At 72.9% G+C, this 22184-nt stretch carries 23 protein-coding genes; 11 read left to right on the top strand and 12 right to left on the bottom strand.

Annotated features, from left to right (window positions below; genetic code table 11):
* Positions 1-97: 97 nt before the first annotated feature.
* Positions 98-1228 carry a CaiB/BaiF CoA transferase family protein gene (locus LQ327_RS14690; protein WP_230734748.1) on the bottom strand — a complete coding sequence of 377 codons (1131 nt, stop codon included), beginning with the start codon at positions 1226-1228 and terminating at the stop codon, positions 98-100.
* Positions 1225-2403, bottom strand: coding sequence for a thiolase family protein (locus LQ327_RS14685; RefSeq protein WP_230734746.1), 1179 nt, complete (start codon positions 2401-2403; stop codon positions 1225-1227). Before LQ327_RS14685 ends, LQ327_RS14690 begins: the two co-directional genes overlap by 4 nt.
* Before the next feature lie 125 nt (positions 2404-2528).
* On the opposite strand from LQ327_RS14685, the gene LQ327_RS14680 reads away from it, so the two are divergent.
* Entirely contained in the window at positions 2529-3323 is a 795-nt protein-coding gene (locus tag LQ327_RS14680) for an enoyl-CoA hydratase-related protein (protein WP_230734744.1), read from the top strand.
* Between the two features lie 88 nt (positions 3324-3411).
* Complete coding sequence (locus LQ327_RS14675) at positions 3412-4563, top strand: acetyl-CoA C-acetyltransferase (RefSeq protein WP_230734742.1); 1152 nt, start codon at positions 3412-3414, stop codon at positions 4561-4563.
* Positions 4564-4604: 41 nt separating this feature from the next.
* On the opposite strand, the gene LQ327_RS14670 is transcribed toward LQ327_RS14675, so the two are convergent.
* On the bottom strand, positions 4605-5825 hold the full coding sequence (locus LQ327_RS14670) for a CoA transferase (protein WP_230734740.1): 1221 nt from the start codon (positions 5823-5825) through the stop codon (positions 4605-4607).
* Entirely contained in the window at positions 5822-6991 is a 1170-nt protein-coding gene (locus tag LQ327_RS14665; RefSeq protein WP_230734737.1) for an acyl-CoA dehydrogenase family protein, read from the bottom strand. The genes LQ327_RS14670 and LQ327_RS14665 overlap by 4 nt, the downstream gene beginning before the upstream one ends.
* Before the next feature lie 77 nt (positions 6992-7068).
* On the opposite strand from LQ327_RS14665, the gene LQ327_RS14660 reads away from it, so the two are divergent.
* Entirely contained in the window at positions 7069-7512 is a 444-nt protein-coding gene (locus LQ327_RS14660; protein ID WP_230734735.1) for an SCP2 sterol-binding domain-containing protein, read from the top strand.
* Positions 7513-7523: 11 nt separating this feature from the next.
* The gene (locus LQ327_RS14655) at positions 7524-9203 is read left to right on the top strand and encodes a class I adenylate-forming enzyme family protein (RefSeq protein ID WP_230734733.1); all 1680 of its coding nucleotides are present in this window, start codon (positions 7524-7526) and stop codon (positions 9201-9203) included.
* Here LQ327_RS14655 and LQ327_RS14650 read toward each other — a convergent pair.
* Positions 9158-9817: a TetR/AcrR family transcriptional regulator gene (locus tag LQ327_RS14650; protein WP_230734731.1), complete on the bottom strand. Its 660-nt coding sequence runs from the start codon at positions 9815-9817 to the stop codon at positions 9158-9160. The genes LQ327_RS14655 and LQ327_RS14650 overlap by 46 nt on opposite strands.
* A gap of 45 nt (positions 9818-9862) precedes the next feature.
* Positions 9863-11248 carry a WS/DGAT/MGAT family O-acyltransferase gene (locus LQ327_RS14645; RefSeq protein WP_230734729.1) on the bottom strand — a complete coding sequence of 462 codons (1386 nt, stop codon included), beginning with the start codon at positions 11246-11248 and terminating at the stop codon, positions 9863-9865.
* Positions 11249-11434: 186 nt separating this feature from the next.
* Here LQ327_RS14645 and LQ327_RS34765 point away from each other — a divergent pair, with 186 nt between their 5' ends.
* From LQ327_RS34765 to LQ327_RS14630, 3 genes are all read left to right on the top strand, one after another.
* Positions 11435-12658 carry an enoyl-CoA hydratase-related protein gene (locus LQ327_RS34765; RefSeq protein WP_230734727.1) on the top strand — a complete coding sequence of 408 codons (1224 nt, stop codon included), beginning with the start codon at positions 11435-11437 and terminating at the stop codon, positions 12656-12658.
* Between the two features lie 16 nt (positions 12659-12674).
* Positions 12675-13853 (top strand): acyl-CoA dehydrogenase family protein, encoded by a 1179-nt coding sequence (locus LQ327_RS14635; protein WP_230734725.1) that lies wholly within the window; start codon positions 12675-12677, stop codon positions 13851-13853.
* A 91-nt stretch (positions 13854-13944) separates the two neighbouring features.
* Positions 13945-15258, top strand: a complete 1314-nt coding sequence (locus LQ327_RS14630) for a phytoene desaturase family protein (RefSeq protein WP_230734723.1) — start codon at positions 13945-13947, stop codon at positions 15256-15258.
* 75 nt (positions 15259-15333) lie between these two features.
* Here the strand turns inward: LQ327_RS14630 and LQ327_RS14625 are convergent, their stop codons facing one another.
* Genes LQ327_RS14625 through LQ327_RS14600 form a run of 6 tightly spaced genes read right to left on the bottom strand, consistent with a single transcriptional unit; the run spans position 15334 to position 19096 of the window.
* A complete protein-coding gene (locus tag LQ327_RS14625) occupies positions 15334-15594 on the bottom strand; it encodes a cytochrome C oxidase subunit IV family protein (protein WP_230734721.1) in 261 nt (86 codons plus the stop codon).
* A 2-nt stretch (positions 15595-15596) separates the two neighbouring features.
* Positions 15597-16187 (bottom strand): cytochrome c oxidase subunit 3, encoded by a 591-nt coding sequence (locus tag LQ327_RS14620; RefSeq protein WP_230734719.1) that lies wholly within the window; start codon positions 16185-16187, stop codon positions 15597-15599.
* Complete coding sequence (locus LQ327_RS14615; protein WP_230734717.1) at positions 16184-16924, bottom strand: hypothetical protein; 741 nt, start codon at positions 16922-16924, stop codon at positions 16184-16186. Before LQ327_RS14615 ends, LQ327_RS14620 begins: the two co-directional genes overlap by 4 nt.
* 3 nt (positions 16925-16927) lie before the next feature.
* Positions 16928-17791 (bottom strand): SDR family NAD(P)-dependent oxidoreductase, encoded by an 864-nt coding sequence (locus tag LQ327_RS14610; protein WP_230734715.1) that lies wholly within the window; start codon positions 17789-17791, stop codon positions 16928-16930.
* A gap of 30 nt (positions 17792-17821) precedes the next feature.
* A complete protein-coding gene (locus LQ327_RS14605; protein ID WP_230734713.1) occupies positions 17822-18277 on the bottom strand; it encodes a MaoC family dehydratase in 456 nt (151 codons plus the stop codon).
* Positions 18278-18334: 57 nt separating this feature from the next.
* Positions 18335-19096, bottom strand: a complete 762-nt coding sequence (locus LQ327_RS14600) for an enoyl-CoA hydratase/isomerase family protein (protein WP_230734710.1) — start codon at positions 19094-19096, stop codon at positions 18335-18337.
* A gap of 128 nt (positions 19097-19224) precedes the next feature.
* On the opposite strand from LQ327_RS14600, the gene LQ327_RS14595 reads away from it, so the two are divergent.
* From LQ327_RS14595 to LQ327_RS14580, 4 genes are all read left to right on the top strand, one after another.
* A complete protein-coding gene (locus LQ327_RS14595) occupies positions 19225-19857 on the top strand; it encodes a TetR/AcrR family transcriptional regulator (RefSeq protein WP_230734708.1) in 633 nt (210 codons plus the stop codon).
* A gap of 94 nt (positions 19858-19951) precedes the next feature.
* Positions 19952-21277: an aromatic ring-hydroxylating oxygenase subunit alpha gene (locus LQ327_RS14590; protein WP_230734706.1), complete on the top strand. Its 1326-nt coding sequence runs from the start codon at positions 19952-19954 to the stop codon at positions 21275-21277.
* A gap of 31 nt (positions 21278-21308) precedes the next feature.
* Positions 21309-21851 (top strand): aromatic-ring-hydroxylating dioxygenase subunit beta, encoded by a 543-nt coding sequence (locus LQ327_RS14585; protein ID WP_230734704.1) that lies wholly within the window; start codon positions 21309-21311, stop codon positions 21849-21851.
* A gap of 7 nt (positions 21852-21858) precedes the next feature.
* Entirely contained in the window at positions 21859-22137 is a 279-nt protein-coding gene (locus LQ327_RS14580) for a hypothetical protein (RefSeq protein WP_230734702.1), read from the top strand.
* Positions 22138-22184: the final 47 nt, after the last annotated feature.

Here is a 22184-nt window from a genome sequence, read left to right as displayed (position 1 = left end):
CTCCTCCGTGGGCCCCGGGGTCGACGGCCACCGCCCCGCCTCGTCGCGCGTCGGCGACGGTACGGGGTGGGTCGGTCACGCCCCGGAGCGGGACGTCTCAGCCCTGCACCGCGGCGCCCGCGCCCAGGAGTGCGTCGACGTCGACCCCGGCCGCGGCGAGCAGCTCCCGGGTGTCGGCGCCCGGCGCGTAGGCCGGCCGGTCGGTGTCGCCGGGGTGCGCCGGGAACCGCGGCGCCGGCCCCGGACGCAGCAGACCGTCGCGTTCGACGACGCTGCCGCGGGCGGCGACGTGCGGATGCTGCGCCGCCTCGGTCAGGCTCAGCACCGGCGCGACACAGGCGTCGGTCTCCTCGTAGACCGCGGTCCACTCGTCGCGGGTCCGGGTCGCGAACGCGGCGGCGAACCGCTCACGCGTCTCGTCCCACGTCGAGCGGTCGTTCTGCGCCGCGGGATCCACGTCCACCCCGAGCAGCTCCACGAACTGCGCGTAGAACTTCGGCTCGATGGCTCCGACGGCCATGTGCCTGCCGTCGGAGGTCGCGTAGACCGCGTAGTACGGCGTGCTGCCGTCGAGGAGGTTCACACCCCGCTCGTCGCGCCACCGACCGGACCCGAGCATGGTGTGGATCGCGGCGAGCAGGTGCGAGGTGCCGTCGACGATGGCCGCGTCGACCACCTGTCCCCGCCCGGTGCTCCGCGCCTCGAGCAGCGCCGCGAGGACGCCGATGACGAGGTAGGTCGAGCCGCCGCCGAAGTCGCCGACCAGGTTCAGCGGCGGCACCGGGGCCTCGGCGGGCCCGATGGCGTGCAGCGCGCCGGTCACCGCGATGTAGCCGATGTCGTGACCGGCGCGGGACGCGAGCGGGCCGTCCTGGCCCCAGCCGGTCATCCGGCCGTAGACCAGGCGCGGGTTGCGGGCCCACACGTCGTCGGGGCCGAGCCCGAGCCGCTCGGTGACGCCGGGCCGGTTGCCCTCGAGCAGGACGTCGGCGTCGGCGCAGAGCGCGAGCACCGCCTCGACCGCGGCCGGGTCCTTGAGGTCCAGGACGACGGAGCGCTTCCCGCGGTTGAGCGCGTCGGCGGGCGAGGCGGGCGGCACCTCACCGCCCGCCGGCCGCTCGACCCGGATCACCTCGGCGCCGAGGTCCGCGAGCAGCATCGCCGCGAACGGGCCCGGCCCGATCCCGGCGAGCTCGAGGACGGTGGTCCCGGACAGCGGGCCGCTCATCGGTCGAGCCGCTCGATGATCGTGCCGTTGGCCATGCCGCCGGCCTCGCACATCGTCTGCAGGCCCCAGCGGCCGCCGGTGTCCTCGAGGTGGTGCAGCAGCGTGACGAGCAGCCGGGTCCCCGACGAGCCCAGCGCGTGGCCGAGGGCGATCGCCCCGCCGCGCGGGTTGAGGCGGGCGGGGTCGGCGCCGAACTCGCGCTGCCAGGCCAGCGGGACCGACGCGAACGCCTCGTTGACCTCGTAGGCGTCGATGTCCGCGAGGTCGAGACCCGTGCGCTCGAGCAGCCGGCGGGTGGCCGGGATGGGTCCGGTCAGCATCATCAGCGGGTCGTCGCCGACGACGGAGAACGCGTGGAAGCGTGCCCGCGGCACCAGCCCGAGCTGCTTCGCCCGGACGTCGCTCATGATCAGGACGGCGGAGGCCCCGTCGGTCAGCGGCGAGGAGTTGCCCGGGGTGACCCGCCAGTCGATGTCCGGGAAGCGCGCGGCCATCTCGTCGGTGCGGAACGAGGGCTTCAGCCCGCCCAGCTTCTCCGCGGTGGTGCCCGCCCGCACCGTCTCGTCCTGGCGGTGGACCCCGCCGTCGACGGGGACGTCGACGATCTCGCGGTCGAACCCGCCCGCCTCGGCCGCCGCCGCGGCCCGGCGGTGCGACTCGGCGCTGTACGCGTCCAGCTCCTCGCGGTCGATCTTCCAGCGCTGCGCGACCAGCTCGGCCGAGATCCCCTGGTTGACCAGGCCCTCGGGGTAGCGCGCCTCGACCCGCTTCCCCGGGCTCTGCGGTCGCGAGCTGCCGATCGGCACCACGCTCATCGACTCGACCCCGCCGGCGACGACGACGTCGTGGGTCCAGGCCATCACGGCCTGCGCCGCGAAGGCGGCGGCCTGCTGGCTCGACCCGCACTGTCGGTTGATCGTGGTCGCGGGGACCGAGTCCGGGAAGCCCGCCCCGAGCGCGGCGTTGCGGCCGATGTTGCCGGACTGCTCGCCGACCTGCTGCGCGCAGCCGGTGATGACGTCCTCGATCAGGGCCGGGTCGAGCCCGGTGCGGTCGACGAGCGCGGCGTAGGTCTCGGCGAGCAGGTCGGCGGGGTGAACCCCCGCCAGCGCGCCGTCCGGCCGGGACTTCCCGACAGCGGTCCGGACGGCCTCGACGATCACGGCCTCGGGCATGGGTTCCTCCTCGTGCGCACCGCCGACTGGTCCGCGTTTTTAATCGACCATAGAATGTCACCGTGAGGTTGTCAGCCCCGGCGGTTCCTCGCCCGCCCGGGTCCGCGAACCCGTCAGGAGCGTCGATGCCGACCTACGAGACCGTCCGCCTGCACGAGCTCGCCGGTGCGCGCCGGATCGAGCTGCACCGTCCCGACTCGCTCAACGCCTGGACCCCGGAGATGGGGCGCGAACTGCTGGACGCGCTCACCACGGCCGCCGAGGACCCCGAGGTCCGGGCGATCCTGATCACCGGGGCGGGACGGGCGTTCAGCGCCGGCGCGGACGTGAAGAACGCCCGCGAGCTCACCGCCGACGGCGCGCCCGACCTGTCCGGGCGGCTGCGCACGATCTACAACCCGATCATCTCGACGATCCGGCAGGCCCCGAAGCCGGTGATCGTCGCGATCCACGGGGCGTGCGCGGGCCTCGGGGTGTCGCTGGCCCTGGCGGGCGACCTGCTGCTCGCCGCCGACGACGCCTACCTGCTGCTGGCGTTCGCGCGCATCGGCGTCATGCCCGACGGCGGGGTGCTGCCGGCGTTGGCGGAACGCATCGGCCTGACCCGCGCCGCCGAGCTGGCGATGCTGGCCGACAAGCTGCCCGCCGAGCGGGCGCACGAGTGGGGCCTGGTCACCGCCGTACACCCCCGCGACGAGCTGTTCGACCAGGCCGTCGCGCTCGCCGAACGGCTTGCCGCCGGACCGACGGTGGCCTACTCCAGCATCAAGACCGTGCTCGCCGCGGCCGCCCAGCCGCGCCTCGACGAGCTGCTCACGCTCGAGGCCGACCTGCAGCAGCGCCACGCCACCACCCACGACTACGCCGAGGGCCGCGCGGCCTTCGTCGAGAAGCGGCCCGTCGCGTTCACGGGCCGGTGAGCCGAACCGACCGACGACGTCACACCCCGTCGTCGCCAACATCTTCTACTCTCGATTAAAGAACCCGAACCCGACAGGGAGGTGGCCCGTGTCCGAGGCCTACATCGTCGAGGCCGTCCGCACGCCGGTCGGACGCCGCAACGGGGGGCTCTCGCAGGTCCACCCTGCGGACCTCGCCGCACACACCATCCGTGAGGTCGTCGAGCGCAGCGGCGTCGACCCGAACGCGATCGACGACGTGATCCTGGGCTGCCTCGACCAGATCGGCGCCCAGGCCGGCGACATCGCCCGGACCGCCGCGCTCGCCGCGGGACTGCCCGAGCACGTCCCCGGCGTGACCATCGACCGGCAGTGCGGCTCCTCCCAGCAGGCGGTGTCCTTCGCCGCGCAGGCCGTGATGAGCGGCCAGTCCGACGTCCAGGTCGCGGGCGGCGTGCAGGTCATGAGCCGCTACCCGCTCATGGCCGGGTTCGTCGCGGGCAAGGAGTTCGGCGACCCCGACCCGTGGACCGGGTGCGAGGGGTGGGAGGCCCGCTACCCCGGCGAGGAGATCTCGCAGTTCCGGGGCGCGGAGATGATCGCCGACAAGTGGGCGATCTCCCGCGAGGAGATGGAGGCGTTCGCCTACCAGAGCCACCAGCGTGCGCTGACCGCGATCGCCGAGGGCCGGTTCGCGAAGGAGATCAGCCCGTACCGCGGCGTCGACACCGACGAGGGCCCGCGCGCGGACACCACCCCGGAGAAGATGGCCGGGCTGAAGACGCTGGCCCCGGGCGGGCGGCTCACCGCGGCCGTCTCCAGCCAGATCTCCGACGGCTCGGCCGCGCTGCTCGTCGCCTCCGAGAAGGCCGTCCGCGAGCACGGGCTCACGCCTCGCGCCCGCATCCACCACGTGTCCGCGCGCGGCGACGACCCGGTCATGGTGCTCACCGCGCCCATCCCGGCCACCGCGTACGCGCTGGAGAAGACCGGGCTGAGCATCTCCGACATCGACACCGTCGAGATCAACGAGGCGTTCGCCAGCGTCGTCCAGGCCTGGCTCAAGGAGACCGGCGCCGACCCGGCGAAGGTCAACCCCAACGGCGGCGCGATCGCGCTGGGCCACCCGATCGGCGCGACCGGCGCCCGCCTGATGACGACGATGCTCGGCGAGCTCGAGCGCACCGGCGGGCGCTACGGCCTGCAGACGATGTGCGAGGGCGGCGGCCAGGCGAACGTGACGATCATCGAGAGGGCGTAGCCCATGTGAACGGATTTGGTCGTCTGGGCGACCAAATCCGTTCACATGAGGGTTCCCCTCTTCCGCAGCGCCGCGGGGTCGTAGCCGCGCTCCCCGAGCCACTCGGCCACCACCTCGTCGCCGTGCTCGCCGAGCGTCGGCGCCCGCACCACCGGCGTGCGCAGCGACCCCAGCGCGATGGGCGACGCGGGCACGAAGTGCTCCCCGACCCCCGGCTGGTCCACCCGGTCGATCATCGGGTTGTCCCGGATCACCGCGCCGTCGTCGGCGACCAGGTCGGTGAAGGTGCGGTAGCGCGACCACAGCAGCGAGCTGTCCGCGAGCCGGGCCTCGACGGTCTCCAGGTCCAGGTCGGCGATCCACTTCGCGAACAGGCCTGCCAGCACCTCGCGGTAGGCGAACCGGTCGTCGTCGGTGGAGAAGTCCGCGCCCACGGCGTCCTCGAGCGCCTTCACGGGGCCGCCCAGCTCGGAGATGCGCAGCAGGTCCTGCCAGTGCCGGGCGGTCAGCGCGACGATCATGACGCGGCCGCCGTCGCGGGTGGTGAAGTCCCGGGCGAAGCCGCCGTAGAGGTAGTTGCCCATCCGGCGCCGCTCGACGTGCCCGACCTGGGCCTCGGCGAGGAACCCGAGGTTCCCGGCCATCGCGAGCGCGACGTCGTGCAGCGCGATCCGCAGCTGCGAGCCCGCGCCGGTGCGCGTGCGGCGGCGCAGCGCGGCGAGGATCGACGTGGCGGCGTAGAGCCCGCAGGCGATGTCCCACGCAGGAAGCACGTGGTTGACCGGGTCGGCGTGGCCCTCGGGCCCGGTCACCGAGGGGAACCCGACGCCGGCGTTCACGGTGTAGTCCACCGCGGGAGTGCCGTCGTGGTGCCCGTCGACCTGCACGTGGATCAGCCCGGGGACCTGTTCGGCCAGCACGTCGTAGCCGAGGAACCGACGCCCGACGGCGTTGGTCAGCAGGATCCGGCCGTCCTCGCCCGACCCCGCGATCAGGTCGGTGACCAGCTGCTTGCCCTCGTCGGAGCGCAGGTCGACCGCGACGGAGCGCTTGCCCTTGTTCAGCCCGGCCCAGTAGAGCGAGGTGCCCGACGGCGCCAGCGGCCAGCGGGCGTGGTCCGGCGCGCCGCCGAGCGGGTCGATCCGCACCACGTCGGCGCCGAGCTGGGCCAGGGTCATCCCGCCGAGCGGCGCGGCGACGAACGTCGAGACCTCGACGACGCGCAGGCCCGCCAGCGGCAGGTCCTCGGGCGGGGCGCTCACAGCCCGAGATCCCGCCCGACGATCTCCTTCATGATCTCGTTGGTGCCGCCGTAGATCTTCTGGACGCGGGCCTCCACGAACGCCCGGCCGACCGGGTACTCGCTCATGTAGCCGTAGCCGCCGAAGAGCTGGAGGCACCGGTCGGCCGTGCGGGCCTGCACGTCGGTGCACCACCACTTGGCCTTGGCCGCCCGCGCGGCGTCGAGCTCGCCGCGCACGTGCGCGGCGATGCAGTCCTCGACGAACGAGCGGGTCACGTCGACCTCGGTCGCGACCTCGGCGAGCACGAAGCGGCTGTTCTGGAAGGAGCCGATCGGCCGGCCGAAGGCGGTGCGCTCGCGGACGTAGTCGAGGGTGTTCTCCAGGACGCCCTCGGCCGCGGCCAGGCCGAGCACGGCGAGCGAGAGCCGCTCCTGGGCGAGGTTGCGCATCAGGTTCCGGAACCCGTCGCCCTCGGCGCCGAGCAGGTTGGCGGCCGGCACCCGCATCCCGGTGAACGAGAGCTCGCAGGTGTCCTGGCCGTGCAGCCCGATCTTGTCGAGCAGGTTCCGCTCGAAGCCCGGCAGGTCGGTGGGGATCACCAGCAGGGACAGGCCCTTGTGCGGGTCGTCGCCGGTGCGGACGGCAGTGACGACTAGGTCGGCGTTCAGCCCGTTCGAGATGAACGTCTTCGCCCCGTCGACCACGTACTCGTCCCCGTCGCGGACCGCCTTCGTCCGGATCGCGGCGACGTCGCTGCCGGTTCCCGGCTCGGTCATCCCGATGGCCGAGACCAGCTCGCCGGAGACGAGACCGGGGAGCCAGCGCGCCTTCTGCTCGTCGTTCGTGAGCTCGAGGAAGTACGGCCCGAGCACGTCGTTCTGCAGGCTGAGCGCCAGCCCCGGCGCGGAGAGCCCGTGGCGGCCGAACTCCTCGGAGACCACGGCGTTGAACCGGAAGTCGTCGATCCCGGCGCCGCCGTGCTCCTCCGGGGCGGCGAACAGGAGGAGCCCCTGCGCACCCGCGGCGGAGAACAGCTCGCGGTCCGGACGGTGCTGCGCCTCCCACTCGCGCTCGTGGGGCAGCACGGAGCGCTCGATGAAGGTCCGGACGACCTCGCGGAACGCCTCATGGTCGTCGGAGTACAGCGAGTCGCCGCCCGGGCGGCTCGTCGTCGGCGCGGCCATGGCGGGCTCCTGTCGATCGGGACGGGTCCGGAGTCGGCGCGGTGGGTGTCGCCGTCGTTGAATTTAATCTACCTTAGATGAGTAGGACCGCACGACGACAGGAGGAGGCCCCGATGCCCGGCTTCGCCGACGAGGACGAACTGCGCCGCTACGTGGGATCGATCTTCGAGGCCGCGATGGCCGACCCCGAGACCGGCCCGAAGCTCGCCGACACCGGCCTGGTGCTCCGCATGGACTGCACCGCCCCGGACTCGAAGCTGACGATCGACCTGCCCGGCAAGGTCGTCTACTCGGGCGACGACGGACCGGAACCCGGCGCGACCATGGTCATGTCGACCGAGACCGCGAACGCCTACTGGCAGGGGAAGGTCAACCTCCCCTTCGCGATGGCCCGCGGCAAGGTGAAGATCCAGGGCGAGATGAGCAAGCTGCTCGCCCTCGCGCCGCTGTCGAAGAAGCTCTTCCCGGTCTACGTCGAGACCCTCAAGGCCGACGGCCGCGACGACCTCGTCGTCACCTGAGGTCGGCCACCGTGAGCACCGCCGTCGCCGTCGACGCCCCTCCCGTCGCCCTGCCCGCGACGACGCGCCGCCTCGAGCGCGCCGAGTGGGCACCCGACGAGTCGGTGCCCCTCGCCGAGTGCACCGTCGGGGATCTGCTGCGTGACCGTGCGCAGCGGTTCCCCGACGTGTGCGCCCTCATCGGCACCCGTCACGACGGGTCCACGGCCAGGCTGACGTACACCGAGCTGCTCGCCGAGGCCCGCAGCGTCGCCGCGGGCCTGCTGGCACTTGCCGACCCGGGCGAGCACGTGGCGCTGTGGGCGCCGAACGTCGCCGAGTGGCCGGTGATCGAGTACGGAGCCGCGCTGGCCGGCGTCGTGCTGGTGGCGCTCAACCCGGTGCTCACCGACGACGAGCTCGCCTACTCGGTGCGCCTGGCCGGGGCGTCGGTGCTGGTGCACGCCGAGACGAGCCGGGACCGCGACCTCGCGGCCTCCGTGGCGCGCGTCCGCCGGGACCTCCCGGCGCTGCGCGAGACCGTCAGCCTCGCGCACCCCGACCGGCTGTACGCCGAGCCGGGCCCGGAACCGGACGACCTCCACCCCGACGACCCGGTGATGATCCAGTTCACCTCGGGCACCACCGGGCGGCCCAAGGCGGTCGTGCTCGCGCACCGGTCACTGGTCAACAACGCGCGCCTCACGATGATCACCGCCGAGGTCGGGCCGGGCGCGGTGGGGATCGCACCGCTGCCGATGTTCCACACCGCGGCCTGTGTCATCTCCACGCTCGGACCGGCCTGGGTCGGCGGCACACAGGTGCTCATCGAGCGCTTCGAGCCGGGCCCGGTCCTCGCGAGCGCGGTGCGCGAGGGCGCCCGGGTGCTCTTCAGCGTCCCGACGGTGCTCTCGGCGCTGCTCGAGGCCGCCCGTAAGGGCGCGGCGGCGCCGCGGCTGGACACCGTGCTCGTCGGCGCCTCGATCTGCGCGCCGACCACCATCACCGCCGCACAGGAGACCTTCGGGGCCTCGGTGCACAACCTGTTCGGCCAGACCGAGCTCTCCCCCGTGCTCTCGCTGACGCGCCGCGGCGACACCGCCGACGACCTCGCCACCACCGTCGGGCGGCCGCTGCCCCAGACCGCGGCCCGCGTCGTCGACCCGACGTCGGGCGACGTCGTCGGGCTGGGGGTCCAGGGCGAGATCTGCGCGCGGGGCTACCTGCAGCTGCTGCGTTACCACGACGACCCGGCGGCCACCGCCACGACGGTGGACCCGGAGGGCTGGGTGCACACCGGCGACCTCGGGACGATGGACGAGCGCGGCCTGATCACGGTGACCGGCCGGCTGAAGGAGCTGGTCATCCGCGGCGGGGAGAACATCGCCCCGGCCGAGGTGGAGATCGCCCTCGCCGAGCACCCGGACGTGCTCACCTCGGCGGTGGTCGGCCTGCCCGACGACCACTGGGGCGAGATCGTCGCGGCCGCGGTGGTGCTGCGCGACGGCGGCGCACCGGGCGTCGAGGAGGCGCTGCGGGCGCACTGCCGGGAGCGGCTGTCGTCGTTCAAGGTGCCGGAGCGGTGGTTCGTCGTCGACGAGCTGCCGATGACCGCCTCCGGCAAGGTGCAGAAGTTCGCGCTGCGCGACCAGCTGGCCGATCAGCCTTACGCGGGGGGCACGAGCACCGACTCGAGCACCCGCTCGAACTGATCCACCACGGCCTCGAGCTGCTCGTGGGTGCCCACGAACCCGGCGTAGAGGCCCATCCCCCACATCACGGCGACCAGCAGCTCGGTCACCGGTTCCAGCTCGAGGTCGGCCCGGATCTCCCCGGCGGCCATCCCGGTCTCGAGGGTGCCGCGGACGAAGCCGCGCACGTCGTCGATCTGGCGGCGCGCGTGGTCGGCGAGCTCCGGGTGGCGGAACGCGTCGACCAGTGACGCCGCGATGAACCGCGCGAACGACCGGTCCCCCGCGTCGGCCTGCGCCGCGGTCTCGAGGAACAGCCCCAGCCGCTCGGTGGAGGTCCGGGCGTCCGCCGCCCGGGCCAGACCGACGGTGACGACGCCGTCCTGGGTCGCCTCGAAGACGGCGGCGTAGAGCGCGGGCTTGCCGGCGAAGTAGTGGTTGACCGCCGGGCGGGTGACCCCGGCCCGCGCGGCGATCTCCGCGAACGTCGCGCCCTCGTACCCCGACTCGGCGAACACCTCCCGCGCGCTGCGCAGGATCGCCGCTTCCGTGCTCGGGCCCCCCGAGGCGGCCGGTCGACCCCGGCGCCGTGGCGGGGCGTCGCGCCGGTCCACCCGGTCGCCGCTCGTCGTCACCTACCCGACGTTATCTCACCCGCCGTCGTGCCCCGTGATCACCGATCACCGGGCGGTGGCCTTCTCCAGGTCGGTCAGGCCGTTCTCGAGGTGGGCCAGCAGCCGCTGCAGGTGCGGCACCGAGCGGCGGCAGCCGGTGATCCCGAAGGCCAGGTGATCGGCGTAGGAGACCATCGTGATGTTGAGGGCCTGACCGTCGAGGACCATGGAGATCGGGTAGTTCTCGGTGAGCTCGCACCCGTCGAGGTAGAGCGGTTCGCGGGTCGCCGGGATCGTCGAGCAGATCAGGTTGAACGCCGGGCGCGGGAGCGACGGGGCGCCCGGGATCGAGATCGGGACGGCCCCGGCGAGGTTCACGGCGCTGATCGCGGTCGCCGAGACGGCGTCGAGGGAGCCCATGAGGTCCTTGCTGCGGTTCATCGCGGCGTGGACCCGGGTGAGGCGCTCGACGGGGTCGTCGGTGTCCGTCGCCAGCGTGGCGAGCACCGCCGCCCAGGAGTTGCCGTCGGTCGCCGTCCCCGACGGGTCGGTGCCGACCAGCGAGACCGGGACCATCGTCACCAGCGGGTCGTCGGGCAGCTCACCGCGCTCGTCCAGGTAGCTGCGCAGCGCCCCGCCGCACATCGCGAGCGCGACGTCGTTGGAGCTCGTCCCGGCCCGGCGGGCGACGGTGCGCAGCCGCTCCATCGGCCACTTGTCGCCGGCGAACCGGCGCCCGGAGCTGACGGGCGCGTTGAACCGGGTCGGGGGTGCGTCGTAGGGCAGCGCGACCGAGTCCTCGCGCACCGCCGCGGCGCCGGCGCTCGCCAGCCGCGGCAGCGAGCGGACGAACGCCCCGGCCGCGCCGCCGACCGACCGGGCGGTGTCCGTCCAGCTGGGCAGCGGGCGACGCTTGCGGGGGGAGCTGCGCTCCGCCGTCGGGACCATCCAGGGCGCGGTGCCCCCGCGGTGCTCCTGGTCCGTGGACAGGCCGCCGAGCAGGTGGCGACCCATGTTCACGCCGTCCAGCGACGCGTGGTGCATCTTGGTGGCGAGCGCGAACCGGCCGTCCTCGAGTCCCTCGACCAGGCGGGCCTCCCAGAGCGGGCGGTCGCGGGCCAGCGGGACGGCGTGCCAGTCCCCGAGGAACTCGAGCAGCTCCCGGATGCGCGCCGGGCGGGGCAGCCCGATGCGGCGCACGTGCAGGCCCATGTCGAGGTCGTCGTCGATCGCCCAGGCGAACTGTCCGCCGGTCGACCAGCCACGCACCGGCCGGCGCCGGAACGAGCGCTTGACGTGCTTCGGGTCGGTCATGCCCTCGTAGAGCTCGTCCAGCAGCTCCGGGCCCGAGCCCTCGGGCGGGCGGAAGAGCTGCAGGGCGATCACGTGGCAGGGACTGTTGCCGCCCTCGCCCCAGAGGTAGACCGAGTCCATCGCCGGCACCAACTGCACGGGGCTCCCCCTCCGAAGCACGCCTTGTTTCGAATTTCGATTAAACCACTTGGGCTGGCACCCGGGAACACCCGACCGGCCGTCGTCCTCTCGCTCGTTCTGGGCATCTCTCCCTCTTGCCTGCCTCTCACCAGCATGTTCTAGTAAGTCCTAGAAAAATTCGGCACGGAGGGAGACCGGGCGCACGTGATCACGACGGACGCCGAGACCCGGGCGCGGGCGCTCTACGACGCGCTCGCCGCGGGCAATGCCGACGCCCTCGCCGACCTCCTCGACCCCGACGTGGTCGTCGAGCCGACCGCCGGCCTGCCCGGGGATCTCGGCGAGGTCCGGCACGGCCGCGACGCCGCGATCCAGGGCTTCTGGTGGGCGATCGGCCGGCGCTACGCGGCGCGGGCCGAGCCCGAGCGCTTCCTGCCCACCGACGACGGCGCGCTCGTCGTCCTCGGGCGCTATCGGGGCACCGCACGCGACGGCGGGGGCGAACTCGACGCCGCCTTCGCGCACGTCCTGCGCTTCGCCGCCGACGGCCGGATCGCCGCCCTGACGCAGTACACCGACTCGACCGCCTGGGGCGAGGCGCTCCCCGCCCCCGACCGACCGCGGGCCGGCGAACGGGAGATGCGTCGGCTGAGCTACACCGTCGACTCCCACGGCGTCGCCACGATCCGGCTCGTCCGCCCGAAGGCCGGCAACGCCATCGATCCCCGGTTCACCGAGGATCTCGACGAGGCCACCTTCCGGGCCGCCGAGGACCCAGCGGTCCGCGCGGTGCTGCTCTGCGCCGACGGGCCGCGGTTCTGCGTCGGCGGCGACCTCGCCGTGCTCGGCGAGCTCGAGCCGGCCGCGCTGCCCGTGGTGCTCCGCCAGATGATCGACACCTACCACCAGGCGCTGGAGCGGCTCACCGAGATCGACGCGCCGGTGGTCGCCGCGGTGCGCGGGGCCGCCGCCGGCGGCGGGCTCGGGCTGCTGCACGTGTCCGACGTCGTGGTGATCGACGAGGCCGCGTCGCTGGCGATCGGCTACGCGGCGCTCGGGCTGGTCGCCGACGGACTGAACACCTGGTACCTGCCCCGCACCGTCGGCCTGCGCCGTGCCCAGGAGCTCTTCCTGCTCAACCGGCCCTTCTCCGGCGCCGAGGCGGTGGCCTGGGGGCTCGCGACCGAGGCCGTGCCCGCCGACGACGTCGACGAACGCGGCCGCGCCCTGGCCGAGCGCCTGGCCGCCGGCCCGACCCGCGCGTTCGGCCGGATGAAACGGCTGCTGCGCGAGTCCCACAACACCGCCCTGCCGGTGCAGGCCCGCGCCGAGATCACCGCCATGACCGACGCCGCCGCCGACGAGGACGCCGCGGCGGGCGTCCCCGCCTTCCGCGCCGGGCAGCGCCCGGTCTTCCACGGCCGCTGAGCAGAGAGGACCTCCGTTGACCCCCTCGTCGATCGTCCCCGAGAGCCCGGAACGGGCCGAACTGCGCGCCAGCGTGACGAAGCTGGTCGCCGCGTACGGGCACCCGTACTTCGTCGCCCGCTCCCGGGCTCACGAGCAACCCACCGCGCTGTGGTCGGAGCTCGGGGCCGCCGGCTTCCTCGGCGTACACCTGCCCGAGGCCTACGGCGGGGGCGGCGGCACGCTCGGCGACCTGTCGGTGGTCGTCGAGGCCGCCTCGGCCGCCGGCTGCCCGCTGCTGATGACGGTGATCTCCCCGGCGATCTGCGGGACGATCATCGCGCAGCACGGCTCGGAGGAGCTGAAGTCCCGCTGGCTGCCGGGCATCGCGGACGGCTCGCTCAAGATGGCGTTCGCGATCACCGAGCCGGACGCCGGGTCGAACAGCCACGAGATCACGACGACGGCCCACCCCGACGGCGACGGGGGCTGGCGGCTGCGCGGCACCAAGTACTGGACCTCGGGGATCGACGAGGCGGACGCCGTCCTCGTCGTCGCGCGCAGCGGGTCGGCGCAGCCCGGGTCGAGCGGGCGCAAGCCGCTGTCGCTGTTCGTCGTCCCCACCGACTCCCCCGGGCTGTCGTGGCAGCACCTCGAGGCGGCGCTCGTCCAGCCCGAGCACCAGTTCACGGTGTTCCTCGACGACGTCGCGGTCGGGCCGGAGACGCTCATCGGCGACGACGGGGCCGGGCTGCGGCAGGTGTTCGCCGGGCTGAACCCGGAGCGGATCACCGCCGCGTCGATCTCCAACGGCCTCTCGCTCTACGCCCTGGACAAGGCCACCCGGTACGCGGGCGAGCGGGCGGTGTGGAAGGGCGTCCCGATCGGCGCCCACCAGGGGGTCGCGCACCCGCTGGCCGAGTGCTACATCGCGGTGGCGCAGGCCCGGCTGCTCACCGCCCGCGCGGCGGAACTGTTCGACGAGGGCTCCGACGCCGCCGAGGCCTCCAACATCGCGAAGTTCGCCGCCGCCGACTCCTCGCTGCGCACCCTCGACCAGGCGATGCAGACGCACGGCGGCAACGGGCTCGCGCTCGAGTACGGCCTGTCCGACTACTGGTTCCTCGCCCGGATGCTCAAGACCGCCCCGGTCAGCCGCGAGATGGTCCTGAACTTCGTCGCCCAGCACAGCCTGGGCCTGCCGGCTTCGTACTAGGTGGCCTTCGGCCCTGTGAGCACTAATTGACGCCAGGGCATCAATTAGTGCTCACGGGCGCGGCAGCGCACCTACTGAGCAAAGGAGACGCATGACCAGGACGTTCGACGTGCTCGTCGTCGGCGCCGGCGCCGGCGGGCTGTTCACCGCCGCCCGGCTCACCCAGCGCGGCTACCGCACGCTCGTCGTGGAGCGCCTCGACCGCGTCGGCGGCCGCGCGTCCACCGAGGACATCGACGGCTTCAAGGTCAACAACGGCGCGATCGTCATCGAGGTCGGCGGGATCACCGAGCAGACCTTCGCCGAGGTGGGCGCCCGCTTCGACGTGCGCCGCGCGACGCCGCCGCTGCTCTACCGGATCGGCGGCAAGGACGTCGACGTCACCGGCGGCGGCTGGGGGTTCCTGCTCTCGAAGCTCACCCGCCAGGGCGCGAAGGTCCTCGAGGGGCTCGGCGCCGCCCGGACCGACGACGGCCTGCCCGACGGCGGCCTCTCGACGGCCGAGTGGCTGCGGCGCTTCACCAGCAACGAGAACGTCCACGGGATCTTCCGGAACATGTGTGCGTCGATCTTCGCGGTGAGCTCCGAGGAGCTGCCCGCCAAGGTCTTCCTCACGTACTTCACCCGGCGCAGCGCGTTCAAGAAGTTCGGGTTCTGCCCCGAGGGCACCATCGGCGTGTGGCGGGCCCTCGCCGACGTCATCGAAGGCACAGCGGGCGAGGGCAGTGAAATTTGGCTCGACAGCGAGGTCCGCGGGCTGCACCTCGGCGACGACGGCCTCGTCACCGGCGCCACCGTCACGCGCGCCGGCGAGACCGTCGAGGTCGCCTGCCGGGCCGCGGTGAGCGACGTCGGGCCGGCCGCGACGGCGGATCTGATCGGCCGGGACCGACTGTCGGCCGAGTACACGGCGACCGTCGACACCACGCCGTGCTCGATGATCGTCGTGAACTTCGCGAGCCGGACCCCGCTCATCGACGCCCCCGGGATGCTGAGCTTCGCGAAGACCCGGCGGATGTGCTACGTCGCGAACTTCACGGCGACCTGCCCGGAGATGGCCCCCGAGGGCTGGCACCTCTACAACGGCACCTCGGTCCCGGTCCCGGCCACCGGCGGGTTCGACGCGGCCGAGGAGACGGCGCTGCTCCACGAGGACCTGCACGAGCAGATTCCCGGCTTCGCCGACGCCCGGGTGCTCTCCACCTCGGTGTGGCGCGACGACTGGCCGCCGCAGCGCGCGGTTGCGGGCTTCGACCTGCCGCACACCACGCCGGTGGCGAACCTCTGGAACGTCGGCGACGCGGTGAAGGAGTACGCCAACGGCGGCACGACGGCGTGCGCGGAGACCGCCGCGCTGGTGGTGGAGGAGCTGGCCGAACGCTTAGCCCCGGCCGCCGCGCGGTAGGCCTGACGAGGGGTACGTGGGGCAGGGTCCGGCGACCCGCGACCTGCCTCACGTGCCCCTGATCAAGGTGGCCCGTCAGGCGAGCAGGACGACGGCGAGCACGACCGGCACGACGACGACGTAGGCGTCGAACAGCCGGCGCAGCACCGCCGGGGCGTGGCGCAGCTCCATGAAGTACCGGCCGACGAGCCAGATCTTGACGAAGGCCACGGCGACGACCACGAGCACCGTGGTCGGGCCGGGGCCCAGTCCCTCGTGGACCCCGACCGAGACGGCCGTGGCGACGAGCAGCGCGGCCCAGACGGCGATCAGGGTCCTGTCGACGACGGCAGGCATGATCACCCCAGGGTGTAGAGCAGGCCGAAGAGCACGAGCCAGAGCAGGTCGACCATGTGCCAGTAGCTCGCTCCGCTCTCCACCAGCGAGAGGTCGGCGCGCCCGAGCACCGGCCGGCGCACGATCCGCAGCACCCCGCCGAGCACGGCCAGCCCGATCACGACGTGCAGCAGGTGCAGTCCGGTGAAGCAGAAGTAGTAGAGGAAGAAGTCGTCGGAGCGCGCGGTGTGCCCGGCGACGACGAGATCGGTGTACTCGACGACCTTGACCGCCGCGAACACCACCGCGCCCGCCATGGTCGCGACGACCAGCCGCACCGCCGTCCGTGGCCGGGCGAGCCGGGCCGCACGCACGGCGAGGGCCATCGTCAGCGACGTCGTCACGAGCACGACGGTGTTGACGATGCCGAGCCCGAGGTGCAGGGCCTGCTGGTCGGCCGCGTAGGCCGCCCGGTCGTGCGCGTAGGTCACGGCGAGGACGACGAAGCAGACGGCGAACACGACCATGTCGCCGAGGACGAAGATCCAGATGCCTGTCTCGCCGGGCGTCCGGGATACCGGTGCCTCGCGCTCCGCCGGCGGGGCGGCGCTCATCGGGCCTCCGCCCGGAGCACGTCGCGCAGCACCCAGAACATCACCAGGAACCACCCGCCGAAGACCGTGGCGACCACCCAGAACACGAGCACGCCGTTCCACGCGAACGCCCCGGTACGGAAGAAGATCAGCAGCAGTCCCGGCAGCGTCAGGAACGCCGTCCAGAGGTTGTAGAAGCCGACCCAGCGCGGCAGGACCGGTCGCTCCGGGTCCTGCATGAGCACCGCCACCCCGATGGCGATCGCCTGGATGAGGAACGGCACCAGGTTGCCGATGAACGGGATGAACGCCAGGTCGTGCAGGGCCTGGGTGATCTCGGGATTCCGCTCCGGGCGGTAGGCCGCGACCATGAACACGATCGCCGGGAGGACCACCGCGAAGACCCCGAGGGTCCCGCCGATCACCTGCAGCCGGGCCAGCGCCCGCGCTCCGGGGATCTGCTCCAGGCGGTGGTCGATCGCCGCCACGAACGCGGCGCTCATCCCGCCGCCGAGGAAGAGCAGCACGAAGGCCAGGCGCTTGAGGTCGGTGTGCTCCGCGTACATCGCCGCGACCTGGCCCGGCGTCTGCGACGGCGACGGCGGCGGGACCCACCCGGCGACCAGGAGGGCGCCGAAGAGCAGCGCCACGAACAGCGGGGCCGACCACACGCACCACGTCTGGACGCGATGCTCGGTCAGCCCGCGCGGCGTGACCGCCGCGACGTCGCGCTCACGGGCCGCGCGGACCGTCGTCACGGATCAGCCGACCGGGTTGACGCCGGGCACGGCACCGGACAGGTCGGTGATCTCGTTCCACCGGTCCCCGACCTGCTCGAGGGTCGGGACCTCGGAGAAGGTGACACCCTTCGTCATGAACTGCGCGACCTGGTGGATCTGGCCGCCGCCCGCGACGGTGACCGTGCCGGAGTCGCTGCACTCGTCGGAGAGCAGGTACCCGACCACCGGGGCGACGTGGGCCGGCCCGAGCTTCTCGAGCACCTCGGGCGGCGCCACGTCCGCGGTCATGCGCGTCGAGGCGATCGGGGCGATCGCGTTGGCGAGGATGCCGTAGCGGGCGCCCTCGAAGGCGAGGGTGCGGATGAGCGCGATCATCCCGCCCTTGGCGGCGCCGTAGTTCGACTGCCCGAAGTTGCCGTAGATCCCCGACGTCGAGCCGGCGACGACGACGCGGCCGTGGCGCTGCTCGCGGAAGTGCGGCCACGCGGCGCGCACGGTGTGGAACGTGCCGTTCAGGTGGACGGCGAGGACGGCCTCCCAGGCCTCCGGGGTCATCTTGTGGAACGCCGCATCGCGCAGGATGCCCGCGTTCGCGACGACGCCGTCGACGCGCCCGAACCCGTCGAGGGCGGCCTGTACGACGGCCGCGCCGCCGGCCTCGTCGGCGACGCTGTCGTAGTTCGCCACCGCCTCGCCGCCCGCGTCGCGGATCTCGCCGACGACGGTGTCCGCGGCGGCATGGTCCTCCCCGCTGCCGTCCCGGGCGCCGCCGAGGTCGTTCACCACCACCTTCGCGCCGGAGCGGGCGAGCAGCAGGGCGTACTCCCGCCCGAGCCCTCCCCCGGCTCCGGTCACCACGACGACGCGTCCCTCGACTCCGGACACACGGACCTCCTCTGGACAAAGACGTCAGAACTACAGGTAGAAGCGTCCGATGCTCTCGACGACGCAGGCGGGCTTGGACGAGCCGTCGAGCTCGATGACGGTGGAGAACACGACCTGCACGGCGTTCCCGTCGAGCGGCGTCACCTCGGACACGGTCGCGACACCGCGGACCTTCGAGCCGACCGGCACCGGCGCGGGCATGCGCACCTTGTTCAGGCCGTAGTTCACGGCCATCTTGACGCCCTCGACGGTGTAGAGGGAGTTCAGCAGCTCCGGCAGCATCGTCAGCGTCAGGAAGCCGTGCGCGATGGTGGTGCCGAACGGACCCTGCGCCGCCCGCTCCGGGTCGGTGTGGATCCACTGGTGGTCGCGGGTCGCGTCGGCGAACTGGTCGATGCGGGCCTGGTCGATCTCGATCCAGTCGGTCGGTCCGAGCTGCTCGCCCACGGAGGCGAGCAGGTCGTCGGCGCCGGTGAACGTGCGCATGGGCAGCACTCCTGGAGGTCTGGGGGAACGGGTCAGCGGGCGGGCCGGGTGCACTGCTCAGCGGGTACGCGCGTCGAACGCGGCGATGCCCGCGGCGGCGGAGTCGCCGCCGAGGTGGTCCACGACGGCCTCGCGCTCGGCGGCGAGGCCCTCGGCGAGGGGGAGCTCGAGCCCGTCGCGCACCAGGCGCTTGGCCCGGGCGAGTGCGGCGGGGTCCTTGCTCGCGAGGTTCTCGACGACCTCGTCCACGACGGCGTCGAAGTCCTCGGCGGAGGCGGCGCGGTGGGCCAGCCCCCAGGCGAGCAGGTCGGTGCCCGAGATCCGGTCGCCGGTGAGGATGTGGGCCAACGCCCGCGAGCGCCCGACCAGCCGGGGCAGCCGCTGCGACGAGCCGCCGCCGGGGACCTGCCCGAAGTTGAGGTGGTTGTCGGCGATCTTCGCGTCCTCGCGCACGACGACGACGTCGCAGGACTGCAGCAGCTCGAAGCCGCCGGCCAGCGCGTAGCCCTCGACGGCGGCGACGACCGGCACCCCGACCTCACCGATCACCGCGCACGCGGCCCCGAAGTTCTCGAACAGCGGGCGCAGCGCGTCGGGTCCCTCGGCCCGCAGCGCCGAGACCTCGGCGAAGTCGCCGCCGGCCGAGAAGTGCCCGCCGGCGCCGCGGATGAGCAGCACCCGGGTGCGGCCGGCGAGGTCGACGACCGCGTCGTGCAGCGCGCGCCCGAGCTCGACGGTCACCGCGTTCCGCGCGTGCGGCCGGTTGAGCGTGATCCGCCCGACCGGCCCGTCGACCTCGGCGTGCACCGGCTCGTCCACAGGCCTCCCTCGCGCTCGGCCCCGCCGGTCGGCGTCCACGACCAGTGAACGGGCGGGTTTTAACGGACGTTAGAAGAATCGCTCGTCCCGGTCAACGGCGACGCACCGGCGCCGTAGGGTGAGCGCCCATGGCGTCGGTGACGCGCAGGACGTCCGGGACCCGGGCGCAGCGGCGCGAGGAGAACGCGCGCCGGCTGCTGGGCGCGCTCTCCGAGCTCCTCGCCGAGGGCACGAGCTTCACCGAACTGCCGGTCGAGCGGCTCGCCTCGCGCGCCGGGGTCTCGCGCTCGACCTTCTACGTCCACTTCGCCGACAAGGGCGCGCTGCTGCGCGAGGTCACCGCCGACATCGTCGAGGCACTGCTCACCGCCGGGCGGGGCTGGTGGGCCGGCGACGCACCGGCCTCGCGCGAGGAGCTGCGCGAGCGCGCCGCGGTGATCGTCGCGACCTACCGCCCGCACGCCGAGCTGATGCGCGCCTTCACCGACACCTCGAGCCACGACGCCGAGGTCCACGAGGCGTTCCGCGCCCTGACCGACTCCTACGTCGACGAGCTGACCGACCACATCGAGCGCGGGCAGCGGGCGGGCACCGTGCACCGGGACCTGCCGCCGCGCGGCACCGCACAGATGCTGACCGGCATGGCCGAGCGCGGCCTCGACCAGATGCTGCGCGGCGCCGACGACGAGCGGGCCGAGCAGACCGTCGAGGCCTTCACCGCCGTCGTCTGGAACATGCTCTACGCCCACGCCGACGCGTGACTGGACACGGTGTCCAGACAGACTGTCTTGACTCCGGATTAAATTCGCGGGAAGCTGGGCGCCGTACTCGACCTGTCCTGCGAGAGGACCCTCGATGACCACCACGCTCGGGTCGTCCCGGCCGACTCCCGAGGGCCTGCGCGGCCTCGTGCAGCCCGACCGCGTGCACGGCTCGCTCTACACCGACCCCGCGATCTTCGCGGCCGAGCTCGAGCGGATCTGGTACTCGACCTGGGTCTACGTGGGGCACGTCAGCGAGATCCCGCGCCCGAAGGACTACGTCCGCAAGACGATCGGCCCGCAGCAGATCGTCATGACGCGCGACACCGACGGCGGCGTCCACCTGCTGCAGAACCGCTGCGCGCACCGCGGCAACCTGGTCTGCGAGGCCGACCGCGGGCACTCCGGCTCGTTCCGCTGCCCGTACCACGGCTGGACGTTCTCGAACACCGGCGACCTGCTGGGCGCCCCCTTCAACCAGGGCTACGGCGGCCGCGAGGGCCTCAAGGAGCTGGGCGGGCTCGCGACGGTGCCCCGGGTCGGCATCTACCGGGGCTTCGTCTTCGGCAGCCTGGCCGCCGAGGGGCCGACCCTCGAGGAGCACCTGGGCGCCGCCGCCGAGCGCCTCGACCGGCTGGCCCGCCTCTCCCCCGAGGGCGAGGTGGAGCTGACCGCGGGCTTCGTACAGCACGAGGTCGAGGCGAACTGGAAGATGCTCGTCGAGAACGAGACCGACGGCTACCACCCGCAGTTCGTCCACTCCTCGATCTTCTCGATCTCCGGCAGCAGCATCGGCGACCTCTACAGCGACAAGTCCACGGCGGTGACCCGCGCCCTGGGCGGCGGCCACTCGGAGAACGACCTGGCCCCGGAGTTCCGGCGCCTCGGCGTCCCGATGGGCTGGGCGGGCACCCCGGAGTCGAAGATCCCGGACTACGTGGCGCAGATGCGGGACGTGTACGGCACGGAGACCGGCGACGAGATCATGATCAACGGTTCGCCGCACATCATGATCTTCCCGAACCTCTTCGTCGCCGAGATCCAGCTCTTCTCGATCCAGCCGCTGGCGGTGAACCGCACCGTCCAGCACGTGACGGCGATCCAGTTCAAGGGTGCGCCCGACCTCAACCGCCGGCTCGTGACGCAGTGCGTCGGCTCGGTCGGGCCGGCCGGGATGCTGCTGGCCGACGACGCCGAGATGTACGAGCGCAACCAGCGCGGGGTGGAACAGCTGCGCCCGGAGTGGCTCGACCTGCGCCGCGGGCTCGGCCGTGAGACCACCGACGACGACGGGTACACGATCGGCACCGCGACCGACGAGACCTCCATGCGGTCGATGTGGTCGCACTACCTGACGCTGATGGACCCGCAGCCCGCCACCGCCCCGCAGGAGAGCACCGTCGAAGGAGCGCAGGCATGACGACGGAGACGAAGCGAAGCGGAGCTCGACCATGACAGTTGCGGCCCAGCAGATCGTCGACGGGACGCCGGCCCCCACCGCTGGAAACGACACCGGCACCGTCACGCCCATCGGCGTCGACGAGGCCGCCCAGTTCCTCTACCGCGAGGCCCGGCTCGCCGACGCGCACGAGCTCGACGCGTGGGAGGCCCTCTGGACCGACGACGCGCTCTACTACGTGCCGATCGACGACACGGCCGACCCGATGACGTCGATGTCGATCATCTTCGACAACCGCGGCCGCATCGCGACCCGGATCAAACAGCTGCATACCGGCCGTCGTCACGCGCAGCGCCCGCCGTCCCGGCTGTGCCGCACGGTCGGCAACGTCGAGGTCCTCGGCGTCGAGGGCACCGACACCGTGGTGACCTCCGTCGTCCAGATCGTGGAGTCGCGCGAGCGCGGGACCCGGTTCTGGGCGGGCCGCGTGACCCACAAGCTGCGCCGGACCGACGACGGCCTCCGGATGTCGACCAAGAAGGTCGTGCTCGTCGACTCCGACCGGCCGTTGCTCTCGCTGTCGTTCCTGGTCTGATGTGACCGTGGCGAAGGGCGACGACGAGGCGACCCCCGGCATCGAGCTCGGTGTGGTCGCCAGCGAGTTCGCGACGGTGAAGGTCACCCTCGAGCAGGGCGGCTCCGGGGCGCGGCTGCGCGTCGAGGACCTGCGCGCAGACGCGGTGCGCTACCTCGACGCCCTCGAGCTGGAGTCGCTCGTCTGGGCGCCCGAGGACTGGTGGCGGCGCCTGCTCGACCCGTCGCTGCACCGCTGGCGCGACGCCGGACGGGGCCCGGAGATCGAGTCGCTGCCGCCGGGCTGACCCCGTGGACGGGGCGGCCGTCGTGAACGTTCCTTACACTCGTCCGC

This window comes from Actinomycetospora endophytica (assembly GCF_021026375.1).
In the GTDB taxonomy this organism is placed as follows: domain Bacteria; phylum Actinomycetota; class Actinomycetes; order Mycobacteriales; family Pseudonocardiaceae; genus Actinomycetospora; species Actinomycetospora endophytica.
Note: the sequence above shows the minus strand (reverse complement) of the source record. Positions and strands in the feature narration are given on the sequence as shown.